Below are 24,618 nucleotides of genomic sequence, written 5' to 3' on the forward strand. Positions count from 1 at the left end.
CCCCTTCCGCTTGCGGGAGGGGTCGGGGGAGGGGCTGACCAAACAGACCGGACGCCAGTACGTACGCCGCGCCCTCCCCTGACCCCTCCCGCAAGCGGGAGGGGAATGCGTTTTGGGAGGCGCTCACGATTCCACCCTTTCACCTTGGCGGTGCTGGCTTTCGATGCGTTCCACCAGGCCGTCCTTGAAGTGGACCACCGTCCGCGCGAACGCGGCCATGTCGGGTTCGTGGGTGACCATCAGGACCGTGATGTTCTTTTCCGCGTTCAGCCGTGTGAGGAGTTGCATGATCTCGACCGAGCGTTCGCTGTCGAGATTGCCGGTCGGTTCGTCGGCGAGCAGCACGTCGGGACTCGTGACCAACGCGCGGGCGATCGCTACGCGCTGTTGCTGGCCGCCGGACAGCTCGGCGGGGGTGTGGTCCCACCAGTCCGCTAGGCCGACGGTGTCGAGGCTCGCCATCGCCGCATCCCGGCGCGCGCGCTTTTCGTCGCCGCGGTAGAGCAAGGGGAGTTCGACATTCTCCAAAGCGGACGTGCGCGAAAGGAGGTTGAAGCCCTGGAACACGAAGCCGAGATATTTTCGCCGCAGCAGCGCGCGCTGGTCTCGGTCGAGCGTCTCGACGTGATGGCCCCGGAACAGGAAAGTGCCGTCGCTCGGCACGTCGAGACAGCCGAGGATGTTCATCGTCGTCGACTTGCCCGACCCCGACGGCCCCATCACCGCGACGAAATCGCCGGCCGCGATGTCGAGGTCGACGCCCTTGAGCGCCTGGAACATCGTCGCGCCCTGCCCGTACGTCTTGGTGACACCGCGCAGGGAGATGAGCGGTTCGGCGGTGAGCGGCGCGTTACTGGCCACCGCCCCCACCCTTGCTCGCGCTCCCTGCGCGACGTGCGCCGCCGCTGCGCTTGGCGTCGTCGCCGCCGCTCGCCAACTGCCCGGTGATGACCTGCGCGCCGGGCTGGAGATTGCCCGACAGTACTTCGGTCATCGTGCCGTTGGTGTCGCCGGTGGTGATCTGCACCGGCTGCGGCGTGCCGTCCGCGCCCTTGACGTAGATCGTCTGCCGCGCGCCGCGAGCGACCGTAGCGGTGCGCTCCGCACCACCGCCACGGCGCGGACGGAAGGTCAGCGAGCCGGCAATGCCGCCGCCTGCATCGCCGGACGCCGCGGTCGGCTTGAAACGCAACGCGGCGTTGGGGACGAGCAGGACGTTGCGCTTGTCCGAGGTGACGATGTCCGCGGTCGCGGTCATGCCGGGACGCAGCGTTAGCGACTGATTGCCCACCGTCAGGTCGGCCGCGTACGAAACGACCTGACCGGTGGTCGAGGTCGCGGTGGTCGAGGTCGACGAGGTGGCCGAGCTGACCGTCAGGTTCGAACCGAGATCGACCCGGCTGATCGTCGCGGGGAAGGTCTGGCCGGGGAACGCGTCGACGGTGAAGCTGGCCTTCTGGCCGATCTTGACCTCGCCGACGTCGGCTTCGTCGATCGCGACCTCAAGCTTCATCTTGGTGAGGTCTTCGGCGATCACGAACAGCGTCGGGGTGTTGAACGACGAGGCGACGGTCTGGCCGGGATCGATCTGGCGCGCGAGCACCACCCCCGTCACCGGCGAACGGATGATCGCACGCGCCCGCTGCGTCTGGTTCTGCGCGAGGAGCGCGCGGCTGGCGACGACGTTGGCTTCGGCAACCTTCTGAGCGGCGACGGCGCGTGCGTAGTCGGCGCGGCCGGTCTGGAGTTCGGTCTTCGACGGCACGCGACCACCCGAGAGACGCGAGACCTCTTCGAGCCGGTTCAGCTGCGCGCGCGATTCGGCGACGGTGGCCTGTGCCTGCGCGACCTGCGCTTGGTTCGCCGCGAGCTGGGCGCTTGTCTGGCGGATCTGGTCGTCGAGCTGTTCGGGATCGATCAGCGCGAGCGGCTGGCCCGCGGTCACGCGGTCGTTGACGTCGACGACGACCTTGGTGACAAGGCCCGACAGCTGCGAGCCGACCGTGACCTGCGTGGTCGGCGCGAGCTTGCCGGTTGCCGAAACGCTGACAGTCAAGTTGCCGCGCTGAGCGGCCTGCGTGGAATATTGCGTCTGCTCCTTCGCGCCGAAGCACTTCGCGAGCAGCAGGCACAGCAGGACCACGCCGACCGCGATTACGACCCATTTTACGTAGCGTTTCCAGGGAGCCTGCGGCTTTACGCCGAGGAAGTCGTCGATCGATGCGTCGGCCATCAGCGTGCCTCTGGATTGGATATGGGCGCTGGCGGGATCACGGTGGAGTCCCAGCCGCCGCCGAGCGCGGCATAAAGTGCGATCAACGCGGTGGCCGCGTCGGCGCGCGCCTGCGTTGCGCCGTTGCGCGCGGACAGGAGCGCGGTTTCCTGCTGGTTGAGCGTGGTAAAATCGGTGAGGCCGGTGCGATACTGGCTCCGGCTGAGGATCGCGGAATTGTTCGAGGCGTCGAGCGCGATCGCGAACTGGCGTTCGCGTTCCTGCGCGGTCTGAAGCGCGACGACGGCGTTCTCGACATCCTCCAGCGCGGTGAGGACGGTGGATTTGTAGAGCGCGAGCGCACCGTCGGCGGCGGCTTCGCTGGTCCGGACCTGGCTGCGCAAACGGCCGCCGTTGAAGATCGCCTGGGTCAGGCCGGCGAACAGGCTGCCGGTGATCGCGTCGCCGATGTTGCCGATCGAGGTCGCGTTGGTGTTGAGGTTGCCGGTGATCGCGAGCGCGGGATAGAGCTGCGCCTTGGCAACGCCGATCCGCGCGGTGGCGGCGGCGAGTGCGCGTTCGGCGGAGCGGATGTCTGGGCGCTGGCGCAGCGTGTCGCCGGGGATGCCGACGCCGACTGCGGCGGGGCCGGTCGGGATCGCCTTTGCGGGCGCCATCAGTAGGCGGAGCGCGCCGGGTGCCTGACCGGTCAGCACGCCGATCCGCGCGACGGCGGCGGCATATTGCTGGTCGAGGCTGGGGATCGTCGCGGCGGTCTGGGCGCGCTGGGCTCGCGCCTGTTCGGCGTCGACGCTGGAGACGAGCCCGGCCTGGACGCGGAAGCCGGCGATCTCGAGATTGTCGTCCTGAATCGCGAGCGAGGCGCGGGCGTTGGCGAGCTGCTGCTGGTACGAGCGCGCGAGGACGTAGTTGCGCGCGACCTCGCTTTCGACGGAAATGAGTACGGTGGCGTAGTCGTAGCCGGACGCTGCGTAATCCGCGCGGCTCGCCTCGACGGTGCGGCGGATCTCGCCGAAGACGCCGACCTGGTAGCTGGCGCTGGCGCCGAGCGTGAAGCTGTTGGCGCCGCCGCCGCCGGTGTCGACGACGGTACCGTCGGGCAGCGTGAACGAACGTCCACCGCCGCGGACGTTCTCGTTGCGCTGATAGCCGGCCGAGCCGTTGACCGTCGGGAGCAGCGACGCGCGGTTCTGGAGCAGGCTTTCGCGGGCCTGGCGGAGGCGGGCTACCGACTGTGCGATGTCTAGATTGGCGGCGGCGGCCTGCTCGACGAGCTGGCCGAGGACGGGGTCGTCGAACTTCTGCCACCAGCGGGTGAGGTCTTCGGGCTTGGTCTCGGGAGTGACCGAGTAGGCGTCGGCGACGCCCAGCTCTGCCGCGGCCTTGGGGTGGTAGTCCGGGCCGACGGTGCAGCCGGCTAGCAGGACGGCTGCGGAGACGGGTGCGAGGAGTAAGGCGCTGACGCGGGACATGGGCGGCAGGCATGACCACGCGGCTGGGGCTAGTCCAGCGGTTTTGTGTCGCGAGGTGTCGCAGGTGGGGTGGATTGGAGGGGTATCTGTTTTGGGATCGGTGTCGATACGCGAGCGCCGGGTGGCCATCTCCAGACACTGAAGTGCCCCCCGCATAAACTTTCGTCATCCTCGCGAAGACGGGGATCCAGATGCTCGGGCGTCAGCGAGCTTGCGGTAAGGTCTGCCAATATGGGTTCCCGCCTCCGCGGGAATGACAGGAGAAAATCTGGGCCCGCATCCGCCACACACCACCACCCCGGCGGAGGCCGGGGTCCAATTGGGCGGACCGGGCTAATGAATGACTGTGGGCTATTATAACTGCCTTTCCAATTGGGCCCCGGCCTTCGCCGGGGTGGTGGTGGGTGCGGTGATGTGAGTGGTGAAAATGTGCCACGTCTTAGCGTTCATGCCTGCTTCTCCCTTTCTTGTTCCCCCGCGGAGGCGGGGGGCCAGGGTTACGGGCGTTGCGCTGCTGGGTCCTGGGCTCCCGCGTTCGCGGGAGAACAGGAAGGGTGGTCGCGCTTGCCGCCTCCCCCACCCCGAAAATCGAACCGCACCCGTTCCAATTTTGCAATGCAGCGGAACGGAGCGGTGCCGCTAGGGGTTCAGGGATGATGCTAGCCGAACGCCAGCCCGCGACTGATGTCCTCGCGCCGCCCCTTGCCGTGCCTGACGCCGTGAGCCTTTTCTTCGATTTCGACGGGACGCTCGTCGATCTTGCCGCGACGCCGGATGCGGTCGTGGTGAGCCAGATGCTGCTCGATACGCTCGATACGCTCGCCGAGCGCTTCCCCGGTCGCGTCGCGATCATCAGCGGGCGCTCGATCGCGCAGCTCGACGCGATGCTCGGCCGCCACGCACATCTGTTCGCGGTCGCGGGCAGCCACGGCGCCGAGACGCGTACGCCCGACGACGGCCATGTCGCCGCCGAACGCCCCGCTTCGCTCGAAGCCGCCGCCAACTCGTTCCGCGACTTCGCCGACGCCAACGGGCTCGTCTACGAAGCCAAGAGCCTTGGCGCCGGGCTGCATTACCGGATGGCGCCGGACTTCGAACCCGCCGCGGTCCGCCTCGCCGAAGACCTCGCCGCCACGCACGGCCTCACGCTCCAGCGCGGCAAGATGATGGTCGAGCTGCGTACCCCTGGCGACAAGGGCGCGGCGCTGCGCGACCTGATCACGGCACCGGCGATGGTGGGGAGCGTACCGTATTTCTTCGGCGACGACGTTACCGACGAGGACGGGTTCGAGGCCGCACGCGACCTTGGCGGGGCGGGCGTGCTGATCGGCGAGCAACGGCCTACCGCCGCCACCTACCGCCTGAACGACGTTGCCGCACTTCGCGACTGGATTGCTGCCATATTGGAAACACCCATGTTGGAAACACGATGACCGCACCTACCCAAAAAGCCGACATGAACCTGTGGCCGATCGGCAATTGCCAGGTCTCCGCGCTGATCGACAAGACCGGCACGTTCGTCTGGGGCTGCGTGCCCCGCGTCGATGGCGACCCGGCGTTCTGCGCGCTGCTTGGCGGCGATGCGCCCAAGACCGGGTTCTGGGCGATCGAACTCGAGGGCGGTGCGAAAACCACGCAGGCCTATATCCGCAATACGCCGATCCTGGTGACGCGGCATGAGGACGAGGCGGGCAACGCGGTCGAAGTGATCGATTTCTGCCCGCGCTTCGTCCGCGAAGGGCGGACCTATCGCCCGACCAGCTTCGTCCGGATCGTCAAGCCGGTCGCGGGCTCGCCGCGCATTCGCGTTCGGATGCGGGTCGCGACGAACTGGGGGAAGCCGACCGAGCACACGCAGGGTTCGAACCATATCCGCTTCCTGATGGACGACCAAACGCTGCGGCTGACCACCGATGCGCCGGTCGGGCATATCGTCGGCGAGAACTGGTTCCGGCTCGAGCGCCAGATGCACCTGTTCCTCGGCCCCGACGAGAGTTTCGCGGGCGTGCTGCACGAGGCGGCCGAGGCGATGTTGTCGCGGACCAAGGACGAGTGGCGACACTGGGTGCGCGGGCTCGCGACGCCGGTCGAGTGGCAGGACGTCGTCATCCGCGCGGCGATCACGCTGAAACTGTGCCAGCACGAGGAGACCGGCGCGATCGTCGCCGCGCTCACCACCTCGATCCCCGAGCATGAGGGCTCGGAGCGCAACTGGGACTATCGCTACTGCTGGATCCGCGACGCCTATTATACCGTGCAGGCGCTCAACCGCCTGGGTGCACTGGACGTGCTCGAAGGCTATCTCGAATATCTGCGCAACATCGTCGATGCGTCGAAGGGCGGCCATGTCCAGCCGCTCTACGGTGTCGGCGGCGAGGCGACGCTGATCGAGCGGATCGAGAGCGACCCGCCCGGCTATCGCGGGATGGGCCCGGTCCGCGTCGGCAACCAGGCGTACGAGCAAATCCAGCACGACGCGTACGGCCAGATCATCCTGTCCGACGTCCAGGCGTTCTTCGACAAGCGGCTGTTCCGGATGTCGAGCGAGGAGGATTTCAAGAGCCTAGAACTGGTCGGCGACCGCGCGTGGGAGACGTACGACAAGCCCGACGCGGGGCTGTGGGAGCTACGGACCAAGGCGCACGTTCACACCTATTCGGCGGCGATGTGCTGGGCGGCGTGTGACCGGCTCGCCAACGCAGCGGAGGTTCTCGGGCTCGAGGATCGCCGGACGTTCTGGGAGGAGCGTGCCAACACGATCCGCACGACGATCGAGCAATCGGCGTGGCGCGAGGATACGCAGCGTATCTCGGCGACGTTCGGTGGCGACGATCTCGATGCGAGCCTGATCCAGCTGCTCGACCTGCGCTTCTTCGCGCCGGACGATCCGCGATTCCAGTCGACGCTCAAGGCGGTCGAGGAGGGTCTGCGCCGCGGCAGCCACATGCTGCGCTATGCGACCGAGGACGATTTCGGCCTGCCGCACACCGCGTTCAACGTGTGCACCTTCTGGCTGATCGAGGCGCTGCATGCGACCGGCCGGACCGCCGACGCCCGCGCGCTGTTCGACGAGATGGTCGCGCGCCGTACGCCGGCCGGGCTGCTGTCGGAGGATATCGACCCGAATACCGGCGAGCTGTGGGGCAATTATCCGCAAACCTATTCGCTGGTGGGGCTGATCAACTGCGCGGTCCTGCTCAGCAAGCCGTGGAGTGCCGTCCGATGAGCCGCCTCGTCGTCATCTCGAACCGCGTCCAGTCCGTCGACGCGCCTTCCGGCAACCAGGGCGGCCTCGCGGTCGCGCTGCTTGCCGCACTCCGCGAAAAGGGCGGCGTGTGGTTCGGCTGGTCGGGGTCGACCACCGAGACTTTCACCGGGCACATCAATTTCCAGCAGGGCAAGGGCGTCACCACCGCGACGATCGACCTCGAAGAGCAGGATTTCGACGAATATTATAATGGCTATGCGAACCGGACCTTGTGGCCGCTGTTCCATTACCGGATCGACCTGACCGAGTTCGAACGCGATTTCTCAAGCGGCTACGCGCGGGTGAACAAACGGTTTGCGGAAACGGTGCTGCCGCTGATCGAGCCCGAGGACTTGGTGTGGGTCCACGACTATCATCACGTCCCGCTCGGGCAGGAACTGCGCAAGCTCGGTGTGGAGAACAAGATCGGGTTCTTCCTCCACATCCCGTGGCCGCCGATGGCGATGCTGCTGTCGCTACCGAGCCACCGCGCGCTGGTCGAATCGATGTTCGCGTACGACGTCATCGGCTTCCAGACGCAGGACTGGCTCGACAGCTTCCTGCATTACGTGACGAGCCAGCTCGACGGCGTGGTCGGCGAGGATGGTTGGGTGACGGTCGGTGATCGCACGATCAAGGCGATCACAACGCCGATCGGGATCGAGACCGCGGACTTCGAGAAGTCGGCGAACAGCGACGCGGCGCGGCATGCCAAGGAGCGGATGTACATGTCCGCGACCGGCCGCAGCCTGATCGTCGGGGTCGACCGGCTCGATTATTCGAAGGGGCTGGCCGAGCGGTTCGCCGGATACGAGCGGTTCCTGGGGTCACATCCGGATCGGCGTGGGCTGGTCTACATGCTCCAGATCGCGCCGCCTTCGCGCGAGAAGGTGGATACCTATCAGGAGATTCGCGCGAACCTCGATTCGATGTCGGGGCGGATCAATGGCGAATATTCGGACATCGACTGGACGCCGATCCGCTACGTCAATCAGGGCTTCCCGCGGGATGTATTGGCGGGAATCTACCGTGCGGCACGGGTCGGACTGGTAACGCCGTTGCGCGATGGGATGAACCTGGTCGCGAAGGAATACGTCGCGGCGCAGGATCCGGAGGATCCTGGCGTGCTGGTGCTCTCGCATTTCGCGGGTGCGGCGACTCAGCTGAAGGATGCGGTGCTGGTCAATCCGTACAGCCCCGAGGAGATGTCCGACGCGATCGACCGGGCGCTGAAGATGCCGCTGGCCGAGCGGAAGGAACGCTGGGAGAAGCTGATCGACAACGTCCGGAAGGAGGACGTGATGTGGTGGTGCGAGCTGTTCATCACTGCGCTCGAGGCAGTGCCGGAGCACGTCGAGGCCTGACGGTCACGAGGCCCTCCAGTTTCGTCATCCCCGCGGAGGCGGGGACCCATAATCTAGGCCGGAGCGCCTCTATCGCGCCGCTAGCCAGTATGGGTTCCCGCTTCCGCGGAAATGACGACGGTGGTTAGAGCGGACTGTTTGCTGAGCCGCGGCTCACCGGGTCGGGCGCCATCAGCAGGCGGTTGCGTGGGATGGCTTCGGGCATTTCCTCGCGGATATACTTCAGCAACGCTTCTCGCACATCACATCGCAGATCGAACGCGATCGCCGCGTCCTTGGCGGTCATCAGCCCGCGCAGTTCGATACAGTCCGTCTTCACGTCGGTCACCTGGAGGTTGTAGAACCGCTTGTCCCAGCGCGGATTGGACGTGACGATCTCGCCCAGTTTCTCCCGCAGACGCGGCACGTCCGCGGACGGGTCTAGATACCAGAACACCGACCCCATCAACTGGCTCGTCTCGCGCGTCCAGTTCTGGAAGCTCTGTTCGAGGAACTTCGACACCGGCACGACGAGGCGGCGCTCGTCCCAGATCTTGATGACCACGAACGTCAGGTTGATCTGCTCGACGCGCCCCCATTCGCCGTCGACGATCAGCACGTCGTCGATCCGGATCGGTTCGGTGAACGCCATCTGCACGCCGGCGATCAGGTTCTTCAGCGCGGGCTGTGCGGCGGCACCGACGACGAGGCCGGCGATACCGGCGGACGCCATCAGCGTGACGCCGATCGAGCGGATGCCGGGGACGCTGAGCAGCATCAGGCAGACGCTGACGAAGATGATGAAGAACGTCCCGATGCGTCCGAGAATGGCGGCACGGGTGCGCTTGCGGCGGGCGCGGAGATTGTCCTCGACCGAGATGTCGGCGCGGATCTCGATCACGTCCTGGAATGCGCGCAGCGCGGCGACCGCGAGCCAGCCGAGCAGAGCGGGGACAAGGAAGCCGAGCAACTGCTTCCACAGATCCTCGATGTCGTTGTCCATAGGCAGTATCCGCGCGACGAACGCGACCGCGACCGAAACGAACACCGCGCGGAGCGGACGGCGGACGCGCGCGAGGACGAGACCGTCGGTCTTGGCGGTCGAGCGGCGCTGGGCATGGCCGCCGATTCGCATCGTCAGCCAGTGCGCGACCAGCGCGACGAGGACGGCCGCCGAGACGACGGCGACGCTCTCCAGCCAGACCCATTCGGGGGGTATGTGGAGCGATCTGAACATGCGCATGTTAGCGCAACGGTTGGGTGGGCGCGCGAGTTCCGCTGCAGTGCAGCATTTTGCTCATTAGACTAGGATTGACCACCGGACAGTCACCACCCCGGCGAAGGCCGGGGCCCAATTGGGAAGGTCGCAGTAACGGCGGACTGCGCATCGTTACAGCCGTCCCCCAATTGGGCCCCGGCCTTCGCCGGGGTGGTCTGCTGATTTGATTCGCGTTGCCTACCGTCGAAAGCGTTCCTGGATGACGCCCCGCCCCGATCATGCCAGAACCGCCCAACCATGATCGCCCAGAGAATCAGACACTTCCTGAGCGAAGAGGACTGGCAGTTCGCCGAGCACGAACGCCCTGTCCTCCCCGGCTCCCCCGGTTCGCCGCTGCATCCGAGACACCGCCAGATCGCCTATGCGCTAATCGGCATCCTGCTCGGGCTGACGGTCGGCTTCGGCAACGCGCTCATCAGCGCCAACACGTACACACTGCAGGGCGCGCTCGGGCTCGATCCGGCGGAGATCGCGTGGCTGCCGACGGTCTACGTCATGACCAACGTCAGCATAAACCTGCTGATGATCAAGTTCCGCGCCCAGTTCGGGCTGCGGCCGTTCGCGATGATCTTCCTGATCCTCTACGTGCTGATCACGCTCGCGCATCTGTTCGTCCACGGCTTCTGGACCGCAATCGCTGTCCGCGCGATCAGCGGGATGGCGGGCGCGGCGCTGAGCAGCCTGTGCCTCTATTACGTGATGCAGTCGCTCCCCGCGAAATGGCGGTTGAAGGCCGTCGTGCTCGGCATCGGCATTCCGCAATGCGCGACGCCGCTCGCCCGCCTGTTCTCGCCGGACCTGCTGGCGATGTCGCAGTGGCGGACGCTGTACCTGTTCGAACTCGGACTCGCGCTGCTGTCGCTCGCCGCGGTCGCCGCGCTGCGCCTCCCGCCGACGACGCGGAGCAAGGCGTTCGAACCGCTCGACTTCCTGACCTTCGTGCTGTTCGCCGGCTCGACCGCGCTGTTCGCCGCGGTGCTCGGGCTCGGGCGGATCGTGTGGTGGACCAACGCGCCGTGGATCGGTTGGGCGCTGATCGTCGCGATCCCGATGTTCGCCGCCGCGATCGTCGTCGAGCATCACCGCGCCAACCCGCTGCTTAACACCCGTTGGCTCGGCAGCGCCGACATCGTCCGCTTCACGATCGTCATCGTCATGGCGCGGATCGTGCTGTCAGAGCAGACCTACGCGTCGGTCGGGCTGCTGACGGTATTGGGCCAGAACAACGACCAGCTCGTGCCGTTCTTCCTGATCATCTTCGTCGCGTCGGTCGCCGGCGTGATCGCGAGCGCGGTGACCTTGGACGTCGAGCGGCTCGGCCACCCGATCATGCTGGCGATCGGCCTGGTCGCGGTGGCGGCGTGGTTCGATTCCTACGCGACCAGCCTGACGCGCGCGCCGCAGATGTACGTGACGCAGGCGATCATCGGCTTCTCCGCGACGTTCTTCCTCGGGCCCGCGCTGCTGTTCGGGATGACCCGTGCGCTGAAGGAAGGCGCCGGCCACATCATCAGCTTCATCGCGCTGTTCGGGATCATCAACTCGCTCGGCGGGCTCGGCGGCACCGCATTGCTCGGCAGCTACCAGGTGATCCGCGAGAAGGCGAACAGCGTGGCGTTGGTCCAGCAGATCTCGCCGACCGACCCGATCGTGACGCAGCGCATCGCCGCCGGTGGCGCCGCGGTCAGCCGGGTGATCGTCGATCCGACCCTGCGCAACGCCGAGGGCGCCGCGATCCTCTCGCAAACCACGACGCGCGAGGCGAACGTGCTTGCGTATGACGACGTCTTCCGGTTGATCGCGGTGCTTGCCGGCGGGACGTTCGGGTATCTGCTGTTCCTGCTGGCGAGACGCGCGCGACGCGAGAGACGGGCGCGGCTGGAGGGGACGACATGAGCGACGCACGCAGCCCGGTGGCCGAGGGGCCGGCGACCGAAGAAAAGCAGGCGGAGGTGGCCGCGACGACCGCTGCACCCGCTGTGCCGGTCACGCCGGTCGGCTCTGGCTGGCGGCCGCAACCGCCCAGCCGCAACGTCATCATCATCATCGCCCTGCTCGCGATCGCGGGCGTGTGCGCGGTGCTCGCGGCATGGCGCCTGCCCCCGTTCGCGACGAGCTATCAGTCGACCGACAACGCCTATGTCCGCGGCCGGACGACGGTGATCAGCCCGCAGGTCAGCGGCTATGTGACGCAGGTTCTGGTGCGCGATTTCGCCGATGTGAAGCAGGGCGATCCGCTGGTGAAGATCGACGACCGCATCTATCGCCAGCGCGTCGATCAGGCGCAGGCGCAGGTCGATGCGCAGGCCGCGACGCTCGCCAACAGCCGGCAAACGGCCGCCAGCCGCGAAGCGACGTTCGCGGCGCAGGACGCGGCGGTCGCCAATGCCGAGGCGCAGTTGATGCGCGCGCAGGCCGACATGGCGCGCGTCAATGACCTCGTGACCGACGGCTCGGTGTCGCTGCGCGAGCGAGACCAGACGCTGGCGGCGTTGCGCCAGGCGCAGGCACAGGTCCGGCAGGCGAAGGCCGCGCGGGAGATTGCGCGACAGGATATCCGCACGGTTGAAGTCGGGCGTGGTGGCCAGCAGGCGGGCGTCTCAGGCGCTGAGGCGGCGCGACAGCTTGCGCGGATCGACCTCGCCAATACCGTGATCCGCGCGCCGGAAACGGGGCGGTTGAGCGAGGTTGGCGTTCGGTTGGGGCAGTATGTGACGGCGGGATCGCAGCTCATGTTCCTGGTGCCGCCGGAGACGTGGGTGATCGCGAACTTCAAGGAAGCGCAGACGGCCCGGATGGTAGTCGGGCAGCCCGCGTCATTCACGGTCGACGGCTTGGCGAACGCGCGGCTGACCGGGCATGTGGAGCGGATCTCGCCCGCGGCGGGATCGGAGTTCGCGGTGCTGAAGGCGGATAATGCGACCGGGAATTTCACCAAGGTGCCGCAGCGGATCGCGGTGCGGATTCGGGTGGATGCGGGGCAGCCGCTGAGTGCACGGTTGCGACCGGGGATGTCGGTGCAGGCTCGAGTGGATACGGCCGGTGGGCCGGGGGTTCGGTGATGCTGCCTGAACCTGGCCCAGCGCTAGCTTGTTCTCCCGCGAAGGCGGGAGCCCAGTCTGGGTCCCCGCCTTCGCGGGGAAACATTGCTTGCTTGGGCCCCGTCCGCAGCGATGGGAAAAGAGGTGCAAGTCCCACCCCAAACGGCCCCACCCCGGCGAAGGCCGGGGCCCAGTTGGGGGACGGTGATAACGAAGCGCAGTCCGCTATCACTGCGACCTTTCCAACTGGGCCCCGGCCTTCGCCGGGGTGGTGTAACGTTGCGGGATGGGAGCGCGCAGTTGAGTGGCGGGGCGGCAAAACGGCCGCCGCCCTGACCCTCGCCCTCCTCGCCACCGCCTGTATCGGCCCCCGCCCCGAGGCCCCCGCCACCACCGCCGTAACCCCGCCCCCCGCCTGGCGCACCGCGCTCGGCCCCGGGGCACCGATCCGTGCGGACTGGTGGAGCGCGTTCGGCGATCCCGTCCTCACCGATCTCGTCGCCCGCGCGCTCGCCAATAGCCCCGACCTCGGCTCCGCCGCCGCGCGCATCGACGAAGCCCGCGCCGCCGCACGGCTTGCCCGCGCGCAGCAGACGCCGCTCGTCAGCGGCTCGGCATCAAGTACCACCGGCCAGACCGTAAGCCCGCTCGGCACGCCCTCCGACGCGATCGGCGCGCAGCCGGGGGTGGCGATCAGCTACGACCTCGACCTGTTCGGCCGCCTCCGCCTCGCGAGCCAAGCCGCCCGCGCGCAGTTGCTCGCCAGCGAAGCTGCGCGTGACACGGTGAGGCTCGGCATCGCGAGCAGCGTCGCGACCGGCTACATCACGCTCCGCGCACTCGACCTCCGCCTCGCCGTCGCGCGCCAGACACTCGCGGCGCGCGCGGAAGGCTTGCGCATCGCCCGCCGGCGCGCCGAGACCGGTTACACCTCGAACCTCGAATTGCGGCAGTCGGAGGCGGAATATCACGCCACCGAACAGCTCGTCCCCGCCGCGCAGCTTGCGATCAGCCGGCAGGAGAACGCGCTCAGCCTGCTGCTCGGCGACACCCCCGGCCCTATCGCGCGCGGCCGCACGCTGGACCAACTCGTCGCGCCGGCGATCCCCGACGGCCTCCCCGCCGACCTGCTTCGCCGCCGCCCCGATCTGTATCAGGCCGAGCAGACTTTGGTGGCGACCGATCGCTCGCTCGACAGCGCGCGCGCGGCGATGCTGCCCAATCTTGCGCTCACTGGCTCGGCCGGCGTGGTGTTGTCGAGTGCGCTCGCCAATCCGACCGCAGTGTTCTCTCTCGGCGCGAGCGTGCTGAGCCCGATCTTCGACGGCGGGCGCTTGGGGGCACAAGCCGACGCAGCCACCGCGCGTCGCGACCAGGCGGCGTTCGCCTATCGCCGGACTGCGCTCCAGGCGTTCCGAGAGGTCGACGACAGCCTTGCCGGCGTCCAGCGCTCGGGGCAGCAGGCAGTCGCGCTCGCCGGGCAGCGCGACGCGCTCGCGGGCGCGCTGCGCAATGCGTCGAACCGCTACCGTGCTGGGTATTCGGCATATATCGACCAGCTCGATGCGCAACGTGGACTGCTGACCGCGGAGCTGTCGCTGGTGCAGGCGCGCGCGGATCGGCTGACGGCGTATGTAACGCTGTACCAGGCAATGGGTGGCGGCTGGTCGCGCGCGGACGCCGAGGTGGTACGGCGCTAGTGTTCCCCGCGAAGGCAGGGGCGCAGAGTCAAGCAGCGCTGCGTTCGTAGTCCTGAGCGCCCGCCTCCGAGTAAGAAATACGATGCATTTTCCTGCCACACTTCGCCCGTAGAGCCGTACCCCATGAAGGCCATCATCCTTGCCGCGGGCCACGGATCGCGGCTGCTGCCGTTGACGCTCACCACGCCGAAATGCCTGGTCGAGGTCGGCGGTCGCGCGATCCTCGACCATCAGCTCGACGCGGTCGCTGCCGCAGGGTTCGAGGGCGCAGTGATCGTCGGTGGCTACCGGATCGACCAGATCGAGGCGCATCTGCGCGCGTGCGACTATGGCCTGCCGACCGACCTCGTCTTCAATCCGTTCTGGTCGACCGCCAACAGCATCGGCAGCGTGTGGGCGGCGCGCGCGTATCTCGAGGCGCCGTTCGCGCTCATGAACGGCGACACCGTGTTCGATCCGGCGATCCTGCGCACGGCGATGGCGGGCGGGACCGAAGAGGTAGCGTTGCTGGTCGAGCCGCTCGTCGATGCCGGTCTCGACGACATGCTGGTCGAGACCGTGGGCGACCGGGTGATCGCGGTCGGCAAGCATCTCGTCGGGCATGCGGCGACCGATCGATCGCTCGGGCTGATCGTGTCGCAGGGCGGGACGGCCTATGCCGAGGCACTGCGCGCGGTGATCGGCGAAGAGAACGGCATTCACGCCTATCACCACGCCGTCGTCGCGCGTGTCGCGCAGGGGCCGGGCGTGACGGCGGTGCGGATCGCATCCGGCGCGCACTGGCAGGAGATTGACCGGCCCGAGGATATCGCGCTCTGGGAAGGCGATCACGGCCGATGATGCCGAAGGTCGCGTTCCTGTTCCTGGGCGAGACGCTGCTGATCCCGCATCTCTATCCGATCGTCGAGGCGCTCGCTGCTGCGTCGGACGTGCCGATCGAGTTATGGGTCAGCACGTCGGTGCACGAGACGCTGCTGACGCGCTGGACCGCCGCCTTCCCGACCGTCCGCATCCGCCGTGCGCCCGGGTTTCGCGTCGTTGCGGACGACGGCAGCGGGCGTAATCCGGTGCTGCCCGCGAAGATGCCGATGCTGCTGCGGCTGCTGCCGTATCTGCGCAGCGCGACCGTCGTGGTGTGTGCCGAGCAGACGAGCCTGTGGCTGCCGCGGCTGTTTCCGATGCGCGCGAAGTTCGTGAAGACCTCGCACGGAGTCGGCTCGATGAGCGCGCGCGACGATCCGCGGCGGCGGGCGGCGGCGTTGACTCTGGTGCCGAGCGAACTGGAGCGGCAGACGTATCTCGACCGCGGGTTCGCGCCCGAGCGGTTCGTCGCGACGGGCTATGTGAAGGCCGACTTCACGCACCGGACGCACGCCGCGCCGCCGTTCGCGGATACGCGGCCGGTCGTCCTGTATACGCCGCATTGGCAGCAACATCGCTCGTCGTGGTGGTGCTGGGGGACGGAGATCGTGCGGCGGATCGTCGCGGACGGGCGCTACAATCTGATCTTCGCGCCACACCAGCGACTGGTCGAGCGCGCGCCCGAGGTGGCGGAATTGATGCGCGAGATCGGGGACTTGGCGCATGTGCACTGCGACATCGACGGGTTCGCGATGGTCGATGGGAGCTACACCGGCGTGGCGGACGTGTATCTCGGCGATACGTCGAGCCAGGTGATCGAGTTCCTGATGCGCCCGCGGCCTTGCGTGTTTCTGAATGCAGGGGGGGCCGCGTGGGAGGGTAATCCGAACTACGCGATGTGGGTTTGCGGTGAGGTGGTTGGCGATGTTGCGGATGTCGTGGCGGCGGTGGATCGCTCGGCGTTGCGGCATGCGGAGTATGCGGCGGTTCAGGCGGAGTTTGCCGGGCGGTCGCTGGGGGCGGTCGAGGGTGGCGCGGCGAAAGCGGCGGGAGAAGTCCTTCGGCTACTGGAAGCCACGTCGGTCTAGTAAGCAGTTGTTCCCCCGCGGAGGCGGGGGTCCAGGGTACCAACCGCAGCGCTGCTTGATCCTGGGCCCCCGCCTTCGCGGGGGAACTAGATACGATCGGCAACCGTGAGCCCCTCTCGCTTTCACGACCAGATCGGGTAACGGGTGCGGCATGGTAGATTCGACAGCCCCCACGCCAGCGCTCCGGACGGTCCGGACGAACGACACGCTGCTCTGGGGCATGACCAATGCCGAGCGGATCCGGCGGATCGGCGTCGCGCAAGGGTTGCCGACCGATGGCGACGGCGACACCGGCCCGGTGATCCTCGCCAACCTCGCCTATGCGTTCGACCCGATGTGGATCGCGTATCTGAAGACGCGGCCCGGCACCGTCGTGACTCGCACCGGCGTGCCCGTGCTCGCGCATGTCCGGGGTGCCGACGAGCGCGCGCGGATGACCGCGGCGATGCTCGGCGAGGCGCCGCTGGTGACCGGGCTTACGGTGATCGCCGCAGAGGCCGAGGAGGGCATCTTCAACGAGGCGTTGCGCAAGCGCGAACGGCCGTTCGCGGAATTGCTGACCCCCGCCGCCGTGCCCGCGATCGAGCGGGCGAGCTATGTCGGCGCGTACAAGGGCGTCACCGACCTGCTGACCAAGTATCTGTGGCCGGAATGGGCGCTGGCGATCACGCGGGTCTGCGCGCGCGCCGGGATCACGCCGAACCAGGTGACCGCGCTCGGTTCGGTGCTTTGCGTCGTCGCGACCGTCGCGTTCTGGTATGGCTGGTTCTGGACCGGGCTGGCTACGGGTCTGTTCTTCATGGTGCTCGACACCGTCGACGGGAAGCTCGCGCGCTGCACGATCACCTCGTCGAAGCTCGGCAACGCTTGGGACCACGGCGTCGATCTGGTGCATCCGCCGTTCTGGTGGTGGGCCTGGGCGGCGGGGTGTGCGCCATACGGGCGGCCGCTGGAGGACGGCGTGTTCTGGGCGGTGATCGGCACGATGCTGTTCGGCTATGTCGCGCAGCGGCTGATCGAGGGGGCGTTCATCGTTCGGTTCGGGATGCATATCCATGTGTGGGAGAGGTTCGACAGCTGGTTCCGGCTGATCACCGCGCGGCGCAATCCGAACATGGTGATTTTGTTTGCCGGGTTGCTGGTGACGCGGCCGGACTGGGGGATCATCGGGGTGGCAGCGTGGACCGCGATCTCGCTGGTGGTGCATCTGGTGCGGCTGGTGCAGGCGATGGTTCGCAAGGCCAAGGGTGAGACGCTGGAGAGTTGGCTGGCGTAAGCTTCATTGCCCCACCCTTTTTACGCCGACACTCCCCCTTCCGTTCGTCCTGAGTAGCCGTCGAGTAGTCGCCGTAGGCGGCGTATCGAGATGGTGTATCGAAGGACAGGTTGGCGCGCGGAACACATGCTTCGATACGAGCCCTCGATACGCTTCTGCGAAGCTACTCGGTCTCTACTCAGCACGAACGGAAAGGGGGATGCGCAAGGCTTTCGGCCGCCCGATCCACCACAGGCAGTAGATCGCCAGTGCGTACAGGAAGCGGCTGTAATCCCGTTTCCCCGCACGGTGATCGGCGAACACCTTGTCGACCGCGCCGGCACGCCAGATGCCCTGCTCGCGGACGCCGCTGTCGCGCCAGAGCTGCTCCGCATACGCGCCGAAATCGCCTGCGAACCATGCGGCCAGCGGCATCTGGAAGCCCTGTTTGCGGCGATCGAGGATCCCTTCCGGCAACCACGGCGCGATGGCCTGGCGAATCACGTATTTCCCGACCTTGCCGTGCAGCTTCATGTCCGCGGGCATCGACAGCGCGAGGTCGACCATCCCCTGCCCCAGCATCGGCACGCGGACTTCGAGCGAATGCGCCATGCTCGCGCGGTCGACCTTGGTGAGCATCGCGCCGGGGAGGTTGAGCGCGAGGTCGGCGAGGCCGAACTGCTCGAGCGTGTCGGTCGAGATCGCGGCGGGATCGGGGAAATATTCCGCAACCAGCGCGGCGATCCCGCCCTCCTCCTCGGCGATGAACTCGGCCGAGAATATCTCGCGGCGGAAGGCTTCGTTGGTGATCTGCGTCTTGGCGAAGAACCGTGCGACACCGTTCGGGAGTGCGGCGCTACCAGTGGTTTTCCGCCAGCGCTGCAATACGGCGTTCGCATGTCGCGAGGGCAAGGTCGGCACTGCATCCAATGCGCGCGCGAGCCTGCGCAACGGCGCGGGCAGCGCACCGATCCGGCGTTCGGTCGCGTGGCGCTTGTAGCCGAAGAACAGTTCGTCGCCGCCATCGCCCGACAGCGCGACTTTCACCTCCTGCGCGGCGATCTGGCTGACGTACCAGGTCGGCACCGCGGACGGATCGGCGAACGGCTCGTCATAGCAATGCTGGACCTCGGGCAGCATCGCCTGCGCGTCCGCCAACTCCAGCGTGCGCGTGACGTGGTGGCAGCCGAGATGCCGCGCGATCGCCTCGGCATGCGGTGATTCGTCGAAGCGCGGGTCGGGGAAGCCGATCGTGAAGGTGCGCACGGGCCGATCCGAGACCTGCGCCATCGCTGCGACCACCGCGGACGAATCCACACCGCCCGACAGGAACGCGCCGACATCGACGTCCGCGACCATCTGCTTGCCGATCGTGTCGAGCCATTCGTCGCGGAAACGCTCGATCCACTCCGCCTCGGACCGGGGTTCAGAGGGATGATAGGCCGGCGTCCAATAGGCGCGCATCGTAAGCGGACCGCTCGCCTCGATCGTCATCACATGGCCCGGCGGCAGCATGCGGACCTGCGCGTAGATCGAGCGCGGGGTGCGGACATGGCCGAAGCTGAAATAATCGTGGAGCGCGCGGCGATCGACATCGAACGCCATGCCGGGCAGCATCGTCAGAGTCTTGAGCTCGGAACCGAACGCGAACCCGGCGGCCTGGTCGGTATAATAGAGCGGCTTGATACCGATCGGGTCGCGCGCCAGCGTCAGGCGACGGGCGTGCGTATCCCACACCGCGACCGCGAACATGCCGTCGAGTTTCGCCCAGACGTCGTCGCCCCAGCGCTCATAGCCGGCGAGGATGACTTCGGTATCGCCCGCACTCTCGAACACGCGGCCGAGCGCCTGCAACTCGCGCCGCAATTCGCGGAAATTGTAGATCTCGCCGTTGAAGACGAGCGCATAGCGATCGTCGGGCGAATGGAACGGCTGGTGCCCGCCTTCGATGTCGATGATGCTCAGCCGGCGCATCCCGAAGCCGAAATCGCCATCGGTCATAACGCCCTGGTCGTCGGGGCCGCGGTGGAGGATCGCGTCGCACTGCGCGGTAATGAGGGGCGCGGTGACGAGACGGGGCGAGACGGCAGCGCTACCTCGCGCGTAAAGGCCGGCAATTCCGCAGATAGAGAAGTATCCTCGATATCTGGGCGGCACGCTCGCCCGATCGTCCGCGATCTATAAGCCACCCGCCGCTTTGTCACCTCCGGCATTCCGGAGCGCCTCCGTACCGCGCCGCACTTGCCGCGTGGGTTAACGCGTTATAGGGGCCGGACAGCATGGTTCAGGCCCCCGCTCCTCCCCCGGCACCGGCGCCTACTCCGGCTCCAGCCGGCACGACCGGGATTTTCCGGGCCGCGGCACGCAATCTCGGCTGGCTGCTCGCCAGCCGCAGCGTGCTGGCGATCCTGTCGCTGTTCTATCTCGGGTTCGCGACGCGCACACTGGGCGTGGTCGATTTCGGCCGGTTCGCGCTCATCAGTGGGGCCGCACAGGCGCTGGCGACGTTCGTTGGCTTCCAGACATGGCAGATCATCGTCCAATACGGCGTCGAGCCGATCCAGACCGGCGACACCCCAAGGCTGGCGCGGTTGCTGCGGCTGTCCGGGATTCTCGATCTGTGCAGCGCGCTGCTCGGGGCAGTGCTCAGCGTGGCGATCCTGTGGACGTGGAGCGAGAGCTTCGGCATCCCGCCCGACCTGATGCGCGACACGTTGATGTTCGCGGTGGTGCAGCTCATCACGATCCGTTCGACCCCGCTCGGCATCCTCCGCCTGCGCGATAAATTCTCGTTGTCGGCGGTGGCGGACAGCATGACGCCGATCATGCGCTTCGTCGGTGCGGGCGCAGCGATCCTGTTCGAACCGACGATCCGCGGATTCATGATCGCCTGGGCGGTGGCGGAGATCGTGACCGCCGGTACCTACTGGCTGATGGTGGCCAAGAGCGGCGACCTCGACCTGCTCGCAAAGGGTCGCGGAACGTGGCGACAGATCCGCGACGAGAACCCCGGCATCGTCCGCTTTTCGCTCAGCACCAACGCCAGTGCCACCTTGGGCCTGTCGAGCAAGCAGATCCCGTTGCTGCTCGTCGGCGCGTCGATCGGCCCCGCCGCTGCTGGCGCGTTCCGACTGGCGACGCAGCTGGCGCAAGCCTTGGCCAAGCTGTCGCAGATGCTGTCGCGCGCCGCCTTCCCCGAGATCGTTCGCGCGGTACGCACCGCGGAGCCCACGCGCCTGCGCCGGATACTGGTGAGGACGATGCTGGCGAGCACCGCGGCTGCGCTCGTCATTCTCGCGATCGTTGCGCTGGTCGGCGAACCGATCCTGAAGCTGGTCGGCGGCAAGTCCTTCGGCCACGCCTATCCCGTGCTCCTGTGGCTAGCGGCCGCGGGCTGCTTCGACCTGGCGACCGTGAGCCTCGACACGGTGATGACGGCGTTGCACCGCGCCGGCACGGTGTTCGCGATCCGCGCCGTCGGCGTGCTGCTGTTGTTCGTCACGGCCTTTGCGTTGATGCCGACCTATGATTCGACCGGCGTTGCCGCGGCAGTCGCGGTCGGATCGATGGCCGTCGCGATCCTGCTCGGGTTCGCGGCGGCGCGGATGACGCGCGCGCTGAGCTGAAAGCTGAGCCGGCTGCTGGGCCGGCAGGCGCCGAACGGGGTCACGGATACGATAAAGGCGGCGTTCACGTCGACAATGCCATCGGGGCGCCCCGCTACCGCCACTTTTCCAGGTCTTTATCCGCCGATGAAATATGCACTATCCTTGGGCCTCGCTGTGCTCGTCGGTATCGTCGCGCCGGTTCAGGCCAGTGCGGCCGAAACGTGCGAGGGCACGCCGGGCAACGGCAATGCAAAGTTGGTCCTCGAAGCGACGACGATGCACAATGCCGTCGGCGAAGTCGCCTTCACGGTGTATCCCGACGACAAGAAACGGTTTTTGGCAAAAGGCGCAAAGCTGGCACGGGTCCGCGTTGCTGCGACGACGCCCCGCGCGTGCTTCTGGTTGAAGCCCGGCTATTACGCGATCGCGCAATATCATGACGAGAACAGCGACCACAATTTCAACCGCACGCTGTTCACGCCCAAGGAGGGCTTCGGCTTTTCCAACGATGCTCCGACATCGATCGGGTTGCCGTCGTTCGAGGCTGTTCGAGTCGCGCTGCCGGCGTCGGGAACGGTCGTGCGGATGAAGATGCGGTACCGCCGTTAGGGTGAACCGGTCTCCGTCGACGCGGAACCGAAATCTTCCTGACATAAATTTGTAGCGGTTACGGACCGTGACGGGTAGTTTGTATTGTGGCTGATGCTGTTTCCAACTTTCAGGCCTTTGGAGGGCGCCCAGTGTCGCCATCGGCATGGATACCCGACGTCCTGTCGGACCCCGTCGGCGTGAGCCCGCGCGAGGCGGCGGCGAAGATCCGCACCGGCATCATCTGCAACCCGAAAAGCCACCGTAACCGCAGCAGCGTCGAGGCGACCAAGCCGTTCCTGTCGGGCACCGTGCTCGCGGTAACGCCGCGTACGCAAGCCGAACTCGCCGAAGTGCTGACCGATTTCGCGCGCCACGGTATCGAACTGCTGGTGATCGACGGCGGCGACGGGACGATCCGCGACGTAATGACCGCCGCCGCGCGCGTCTGGACCGGCGCTGCACCCCGTGTGGCGATCGTGCCGTCGGGCAAGACCAACGCGCTCGCACTCGATCTCGGCATCCCCGACAGCTGGACGCTCGACCAGGCGCTCACCGCGGCGCGCGACGGCAACGTCAAGACCCGCAGCCCGATCGAGATCGTCCGCAAGGACAATGGCACGCGTCTGCACGGTTTCCTGTTCGGCGCGGGCGCGTTCGTCCAGGCCACCGCGCTGGCGCAGCGCACCCACCGCGCGGGCGCGTTCAATGGCGTCGCCGTCGGACTGGCGCTGTGCTGGGCGATCCTCCAGACGCTGTTCGGCGGCGCCAACAGCGCGTGGCGCGCAGGCACCCGGATGCGGATCCGGTTTCAGGGCGGCGAGACTTCGGGTGCGCATGCTCCGGGTGCGAACACCAACTCCGACCGCGCACGCTACATCATGCTGGCGTCGACGCTGAAGCGGATGCCGGTCGGTATCCGCCCGTTCGGCGTACCGCGCGCGGGCATGAAGACGCTGGTCGTCGACGCGCCGCCGCGCTGGCTGGCGGCTGCGACACCGTTGATCGTGACGGGCTCGCCCGCCGCATGGCTCGATCGGGCCGGCTATCACCGGATCGACGCGCCGTCGCTCGACCTGTCGATGGACTCGGGCTTCATCCTCGACGGCGAAATCTATCCGGGTGGCGACCTGATCGTCCGCGAAGGCAAGCCGCTCCGCTTCGTCGTCCCGTGACCACATTGGACGACGTCGTCCGGCGCCAGCTTCGCGCCTCGACGATCCCGGCGGTCCGCGATGTCGCGGCCCTGCTCGCCGAGCCGTCCGACGTGGTGGCAGTTCTCTTCTACGGCTCGAACCTGCGCACCGGACTGACCGAGGGCGTGCTCGACTTCTACGTGCTGACCGCCGGCCCGCCCGAGCGCGGCATCTGGCCGACCGTCAGCTATCGTGAGTTCGACCTGCACGGCGAAACGCTGCGCGCGAAGATTGCGACGATGCGGCTGACGACGTTCGCGAAGGCCGCCGCGGCCCGTACGCTCGACACCACGATCTGGACACGGTTCGTCCAGCCCTCAGCCCTGGTCTGGGTTCGCGATGGTGCAACTACCCAGGCGGTGGCGACGGCTATCGGCGATGCGGCGAAGTCGGCGGCGCGGTTCGCCGCGGCGCTCGGCCCCGACAGCGGCACGGCAGACGAGTATTGGCGGGCGCTGTTTCGCCAGACCTACGCCGCCGAACTACGCGTCGAACGCAAGGGCCGCGAGGGGCAGATCCTCCAGTTCGATCCGGGGCGCTACGACGCGCTGCTTCCCCTGGCATGGGCGGCGGATGGTATCGCGTTCGTCGACAACGCCGGCGTGCTGCAACCTGCGCCCCCCCCCGCACAGCGCGCGCGCCTGTTGCAGGCTTGGCGCCATTGCCGGCGCGCGGGCAAGCCGATCAACGTCGTTCGCCTCGTCCGCGCCGCCTTCACCTTCGAAGGTGCCGCGCGCTACGGTGCATGGAAGGTCGAGCGCCATACGGGGATCCCCGTGCCGATGACGCCGTGGCGAGAGAAGCATCCGATCCTCGCGGCCCCTGGCGTGTTCTGGCGGGTGTGGCGGGCACGCGCCAACGAGGCTGCGAAACCGGCATGAGCACGGGTTTCAGCGCACTGATCCTCGCGGGCTCGCGTGGCGGCGTCGATCCCGTCGCAGCTTACGGCGGCGCGTCGCACAAGGCGCTGATCCTGCTCGACGGCAAGACCCTGCTCGCGCGCGTCGCCCAGTCGCTGCGAGACGCGGGCGCGACGCGGATCGCCGTTTCGGTATCGGACGACAGGGTCCGCGCCCACGCGATCGCGCTGGGTCTTACCGTCCTGACGGCCGCCGCCGGCCCCAGCCTCAGCGTCCGCGAGGGCATCGAGGCACTCGGCACGCCGTTGCTCGTCACCACGGCCGACCACGCGCTGCTCCAGCCCGAATGGATCACGCGCTTCCTCGCCGATGCGCCCCCGAAGGCCGACGTAGCGGCATTGCTCGCACGTCAGGACGTGATCGAGGCCGCCGCCCCCGGCACGCGCCGAACCTATCTGCGCTTCGCCGACGGGGCATGGTCCGGCTGCAACCTGTTCTACTTCGCGACGCCGCGCTCGGTCGCTGCGCTCGATCTGTGGGCGCAGGTCGAAGCGGATCGCAAGCGGCCTTGGCGGATCGTCCGTCGGCTCGGCATCGGCACGTTGTTCCGCTATCTTTCTGGCCGGTTGACGCTGGTCGCAGCGATCGCGCACCTCGGTCGGCTTGCCGGCCTCGACGCAGCGGCGGTGGCGAGCCCGTTCGGGCTTGCGGCGGTCGATGTCGACAAACCCGCCGATCTCGATCTGGTCCGGAGGTTGATCGCGAACGGCTGAAGCGGCGTCGTTACGACGGAGCCGCTGCGACGGCCTGCGCCAATTCCACGAAGAAATAGCGTGACCGGCCTGTT

The 24,618-nt window shown here is 67.5% G+C and carries 19 protein-coding genes; 14 read left to right on the forward strand and 5 right to left on the reverse strand.

Going from position 1 to position 24,618, the window contains the following annotated elements; translation table 11 throughout:
• Positions 1–123: 123 nt before the first annotated feature.
• From C8J45_RS15765 to C8J45_RS15775, 3 genes are all read right to left on the reverse strand, one after another.
• Positions 124–780, reverse strand: a complete 657-nt coding sequence (locus tag C8J45_RS15765) for an ABC transporter ATP-binding protein (protein ID WP_136191380.1) — start codon at positions 778–780, stop codon at positions 124–126.
• 70 nt (positions 781–850) lie between these two features.
• On the reverse strand, positions 851–2,233 hold the full coding sequence (locus C8J45_RS15770) for an efflux RND transporter periplasmic adaptor subunit (protein WP_107964078.1): 1,383 nt from the start codon (positions 2,231–2,233) through the stop codon (positions 851–853).
• The gene (locus C8J45_RS15775) at positions 2,233–3,705 is read right to left on the reverse strand and encodes an efflux transporter outer membrane subunit (protein WP_107964079.1); all 1,473 of its coding nucleotides are present in this window, start codon (positions 3,703–3,705) and stop codon (positions 2,233–2,235) included. The genes C8J45_RS15770 and C8J45_RS15775 overlap by 1 nt, the downstream gene beginning before the upstream one ends.
• Before the next feature lie 719 nt (positions 3,706–4,424).
• Between C8J45_RS15775 and otsB the strand changes: the two genes are divergently transcribed.
• From otsB to C8J45_RS15790, 3 genes are read left to right on the forward strand one after another with little or no spacing between them, the layout of a single operon-like run.
• Positions 4,425–5,138: a trehalose-phosphatase gene (gene otsB / locus C8J45_RS15780; RefSeq protein WP_258191492.1), complete on the forward strand. Its 714-nt coding sequence runs from the start codon at positions 4,425–4,427 to the stop codon at positions 5,136–5,138.
• On the forward strand, positions 5,135–6,931 hold the full coding sequence (locus C8J45_RS15785) for a glycoside hydrolase family 15 protein (RefSeq protein ID WP_107964080.1): 1,797 nt from the start codon (positions 5,135–5,137) through the stop codon (positions 6,929–6,931). Before otsB ends, C8J45_RS15785 begins: the two co-directional genes overlap by 4 nt.
• A complete protein-coding gene (locus C8J45_RS15790; protein ID WP_056047374.1) occupies positions 6,928–8,316 on the forward strand; it encodes a trehalose-6-phosphate synthase in 1,389 nt (462 codons plus the stop codon). Before C8J45_RS15785 ends, C8J45_RS15790 begins: the two co-directional genes overlap by 4 nt.
• A gap of 124 nt (positions 8,317–8,440) precedes the next feature.
• Here the strand turns inward: C8J45_RS15790 and C8J45_RS15795 are convergent, their stop codons facing one another.
• Positions 8,441–9,538, reverse strand: coding sequence for a mechanosensitive ion channel family protein (locus C8J45_RS15795; protein ID WP_107964081.1), 1,098 nt, complete (start codon positions 9,536–9,538; stop codon positions 8,441–8,443).
• Positions 9,539–9,811: 273 nt separating this feature from the next.
• Here C8J45_RS15795 and C8J45_RS15800 point away from each other — a divergent pair, with 273 nt between their 5' ends.
• The 6 genes from C8J45_RS15800 to C8J45_RS15825 all read left to right on the forward strand — a co-directional run bounded on the left by C8J45_RS15800 (position 9,812) and on the right by C8J45_RS15825 (position 17,540).
• A complete protein-coding gene (locus C8J45_RS15800; protein ID WP_107964082.1) occupies positions 9,812–11,470 on the forward strand; it encodes an MFS transporter in 1,659 nt (552 codons plus the stop codon).
• Positions 11,467–12,636 (forward strand): HlyD family secretion protein, encoded by a 1,170-nt coding sequence (locus tag C8J45_RS15805; protein ID WP_107964083.1) that lies wholly within the window; start codon positions 11,467–11,469, stop codon positions 12,634–12,636. Before C8J45_RS15800 ends, C8J45_RS15805 begins: the two co-directional genes overlap by 4 nt.
• A gap of 311 nt (positions 12,637–12,947) precedes the next feature.
• Entirely contained in the window at positions 12,948–14,315 is a 1,368-nt protein-coding gene (locus C8J45_RS15810; protein WP_107964137.1) for an efflux transporter outer membrane subunit, read from the forward strand.
• A gap of 123 nt (positions 14,316–14,438) precedes the next feature.
• On the forward strand, positions 14,439–15,155 hold the full coding sequence (locus C8J45_RS15815) for an NTP transferase domain-containing protein (RefSeq protein WP_107964084.1): 717 nt from the start codon (positions 14,439–14,441) through the stop codon (positions 15,153–15,155).
• The gene (locus C8J45_RS15820; RefSeq protein ID WP_107964085.1) at positions 15,152–16,264 is read left to right on the forward strand and encodes a hypothetical protein; all 1,113 of its coding nucleotides are present in this window, start codon (positions 15,152–15,154) and stop codon (positions 16,262–16,264) included. The genes C8J45_RS15815 and C8J45_RS15820 overlap by 4 nt, the downstream gene beginning before the upstream one ends.
• 151 nt (positions 16,265–16,415) lie before the next feature.
• Entirely contained in the window at positions 16,416–17,540 is a 1,125-nt protein-coding gene (locus C8J45_RS15825; protein WP_107964086.1) for a CDP-alcohol phosphatidyltransferase family protein, read from the forward strand.
• 174 nt (positions 17,541–17,714) lie between these two features.
• Here C8J45_RS15825 and asnB read toward each other — a convergent pair whose 3' ends face one another.
• Positions 17,715–19,676 carry an asparagine synthase (glutamine-hydrolyzing) gene (gene asnB / locus C8J45_RS15830; RefSeq protein WP_258191493.1) on the reverse strand — a complete coding sequence of 654 codons (1,962 nt, stop codon included), beginning with the start codon at positions 19,674–19,676 and terminating at the stop codon, positions 17,715–17,717.
• Positions 19,677–19,798: 122 nt separating this feature from the next.
• Here asnB and C8J45_RS15835 point away from each other — a divergent pair, with 122 nt between their 5' ends.
• The 5 genes from C8J45_RS15835 to C8J45_RS15855 all read left to right on the forward strand — a co-directional run bounded on the left by C8J45_RS15835 (position 19,799) and on the right by C8J45_RS15855 (position 24,544).
• Positions 19,799–21,145 (forward strand): lipopolysaccharide biosynthesis protein, encoded by a 1,347-nt coding sequence (locus C8J45_RS15835; protein ID WP_107964087.1) that lies wholly within the window; start codon positions 19,799–19,801, stop codon positions 21,143–21,145.
• A gap of 144 nt (positions 21,146–21,289) precedes the next feature.
• Positions 21,290–21,736, forward strand: a complete 447-nt coding sequence (locus tag C8J45_RS15840) for a DUF2141 domain-containing protein (protein WP_181321239.1) — start codon at positions 21,290–21,292, stop codon at positions 21,734–21,736.
• A gap of 131 nt (positions 21,737–21,867) precedes the next feature.
• Positions 21,868–22,890 (forward strand): diacylglycerol kinase family protein, encoded by a 1,023-nt coding sequence (locus C8J45_RS15845; protein WP_181321240.1) that lies wholly within the window; start codon positions 21,868–21,870, stop codon positions 22,888–22,890.
• Positions 22,887–23,792 carry a hypothetical protein gene (locus C8J45_RS15850; protein WP_308811358.1) on the forward strand — a complete coding sequence of 302 codons (906 nt, stop codon included), beginning with the start codon at positions 22,887–22,889 and terminating at the stop codon, positions 23,790–23,792. The genes C8J45_RS15845 and C8J45_RS15850 overlap by 4 nt, the downstream gene beginning before the upstream one ends.
• Complete coding sequence (locus C8J45_RS15855; RefSeq protein ID WP_107964090.1) at positions 23,789–24,544, forward strand: nucleotidyltransferase family protein; 756 nt, start codon at positions 23,789–23,791, stop codon at positions 24,542–24,544. The genes C8J45_RS15850 and C8J45_RS15855 overlap by 4 nt, the downstream gene beginning before the upstream one ends.
• Positions 24,545–24,618 lie beyond the last annotated feature (74 nt).

Source organism: Sphingomonas sp. PP-CE-3G-477 (assembly GCF_003050745.1).
Taxonomy (GTDB): Bacteria; Pseudomonadota; Alphaproteobacteria; order Sphingomonadales; family Sphingomonadaceae; genus Sphingomonas.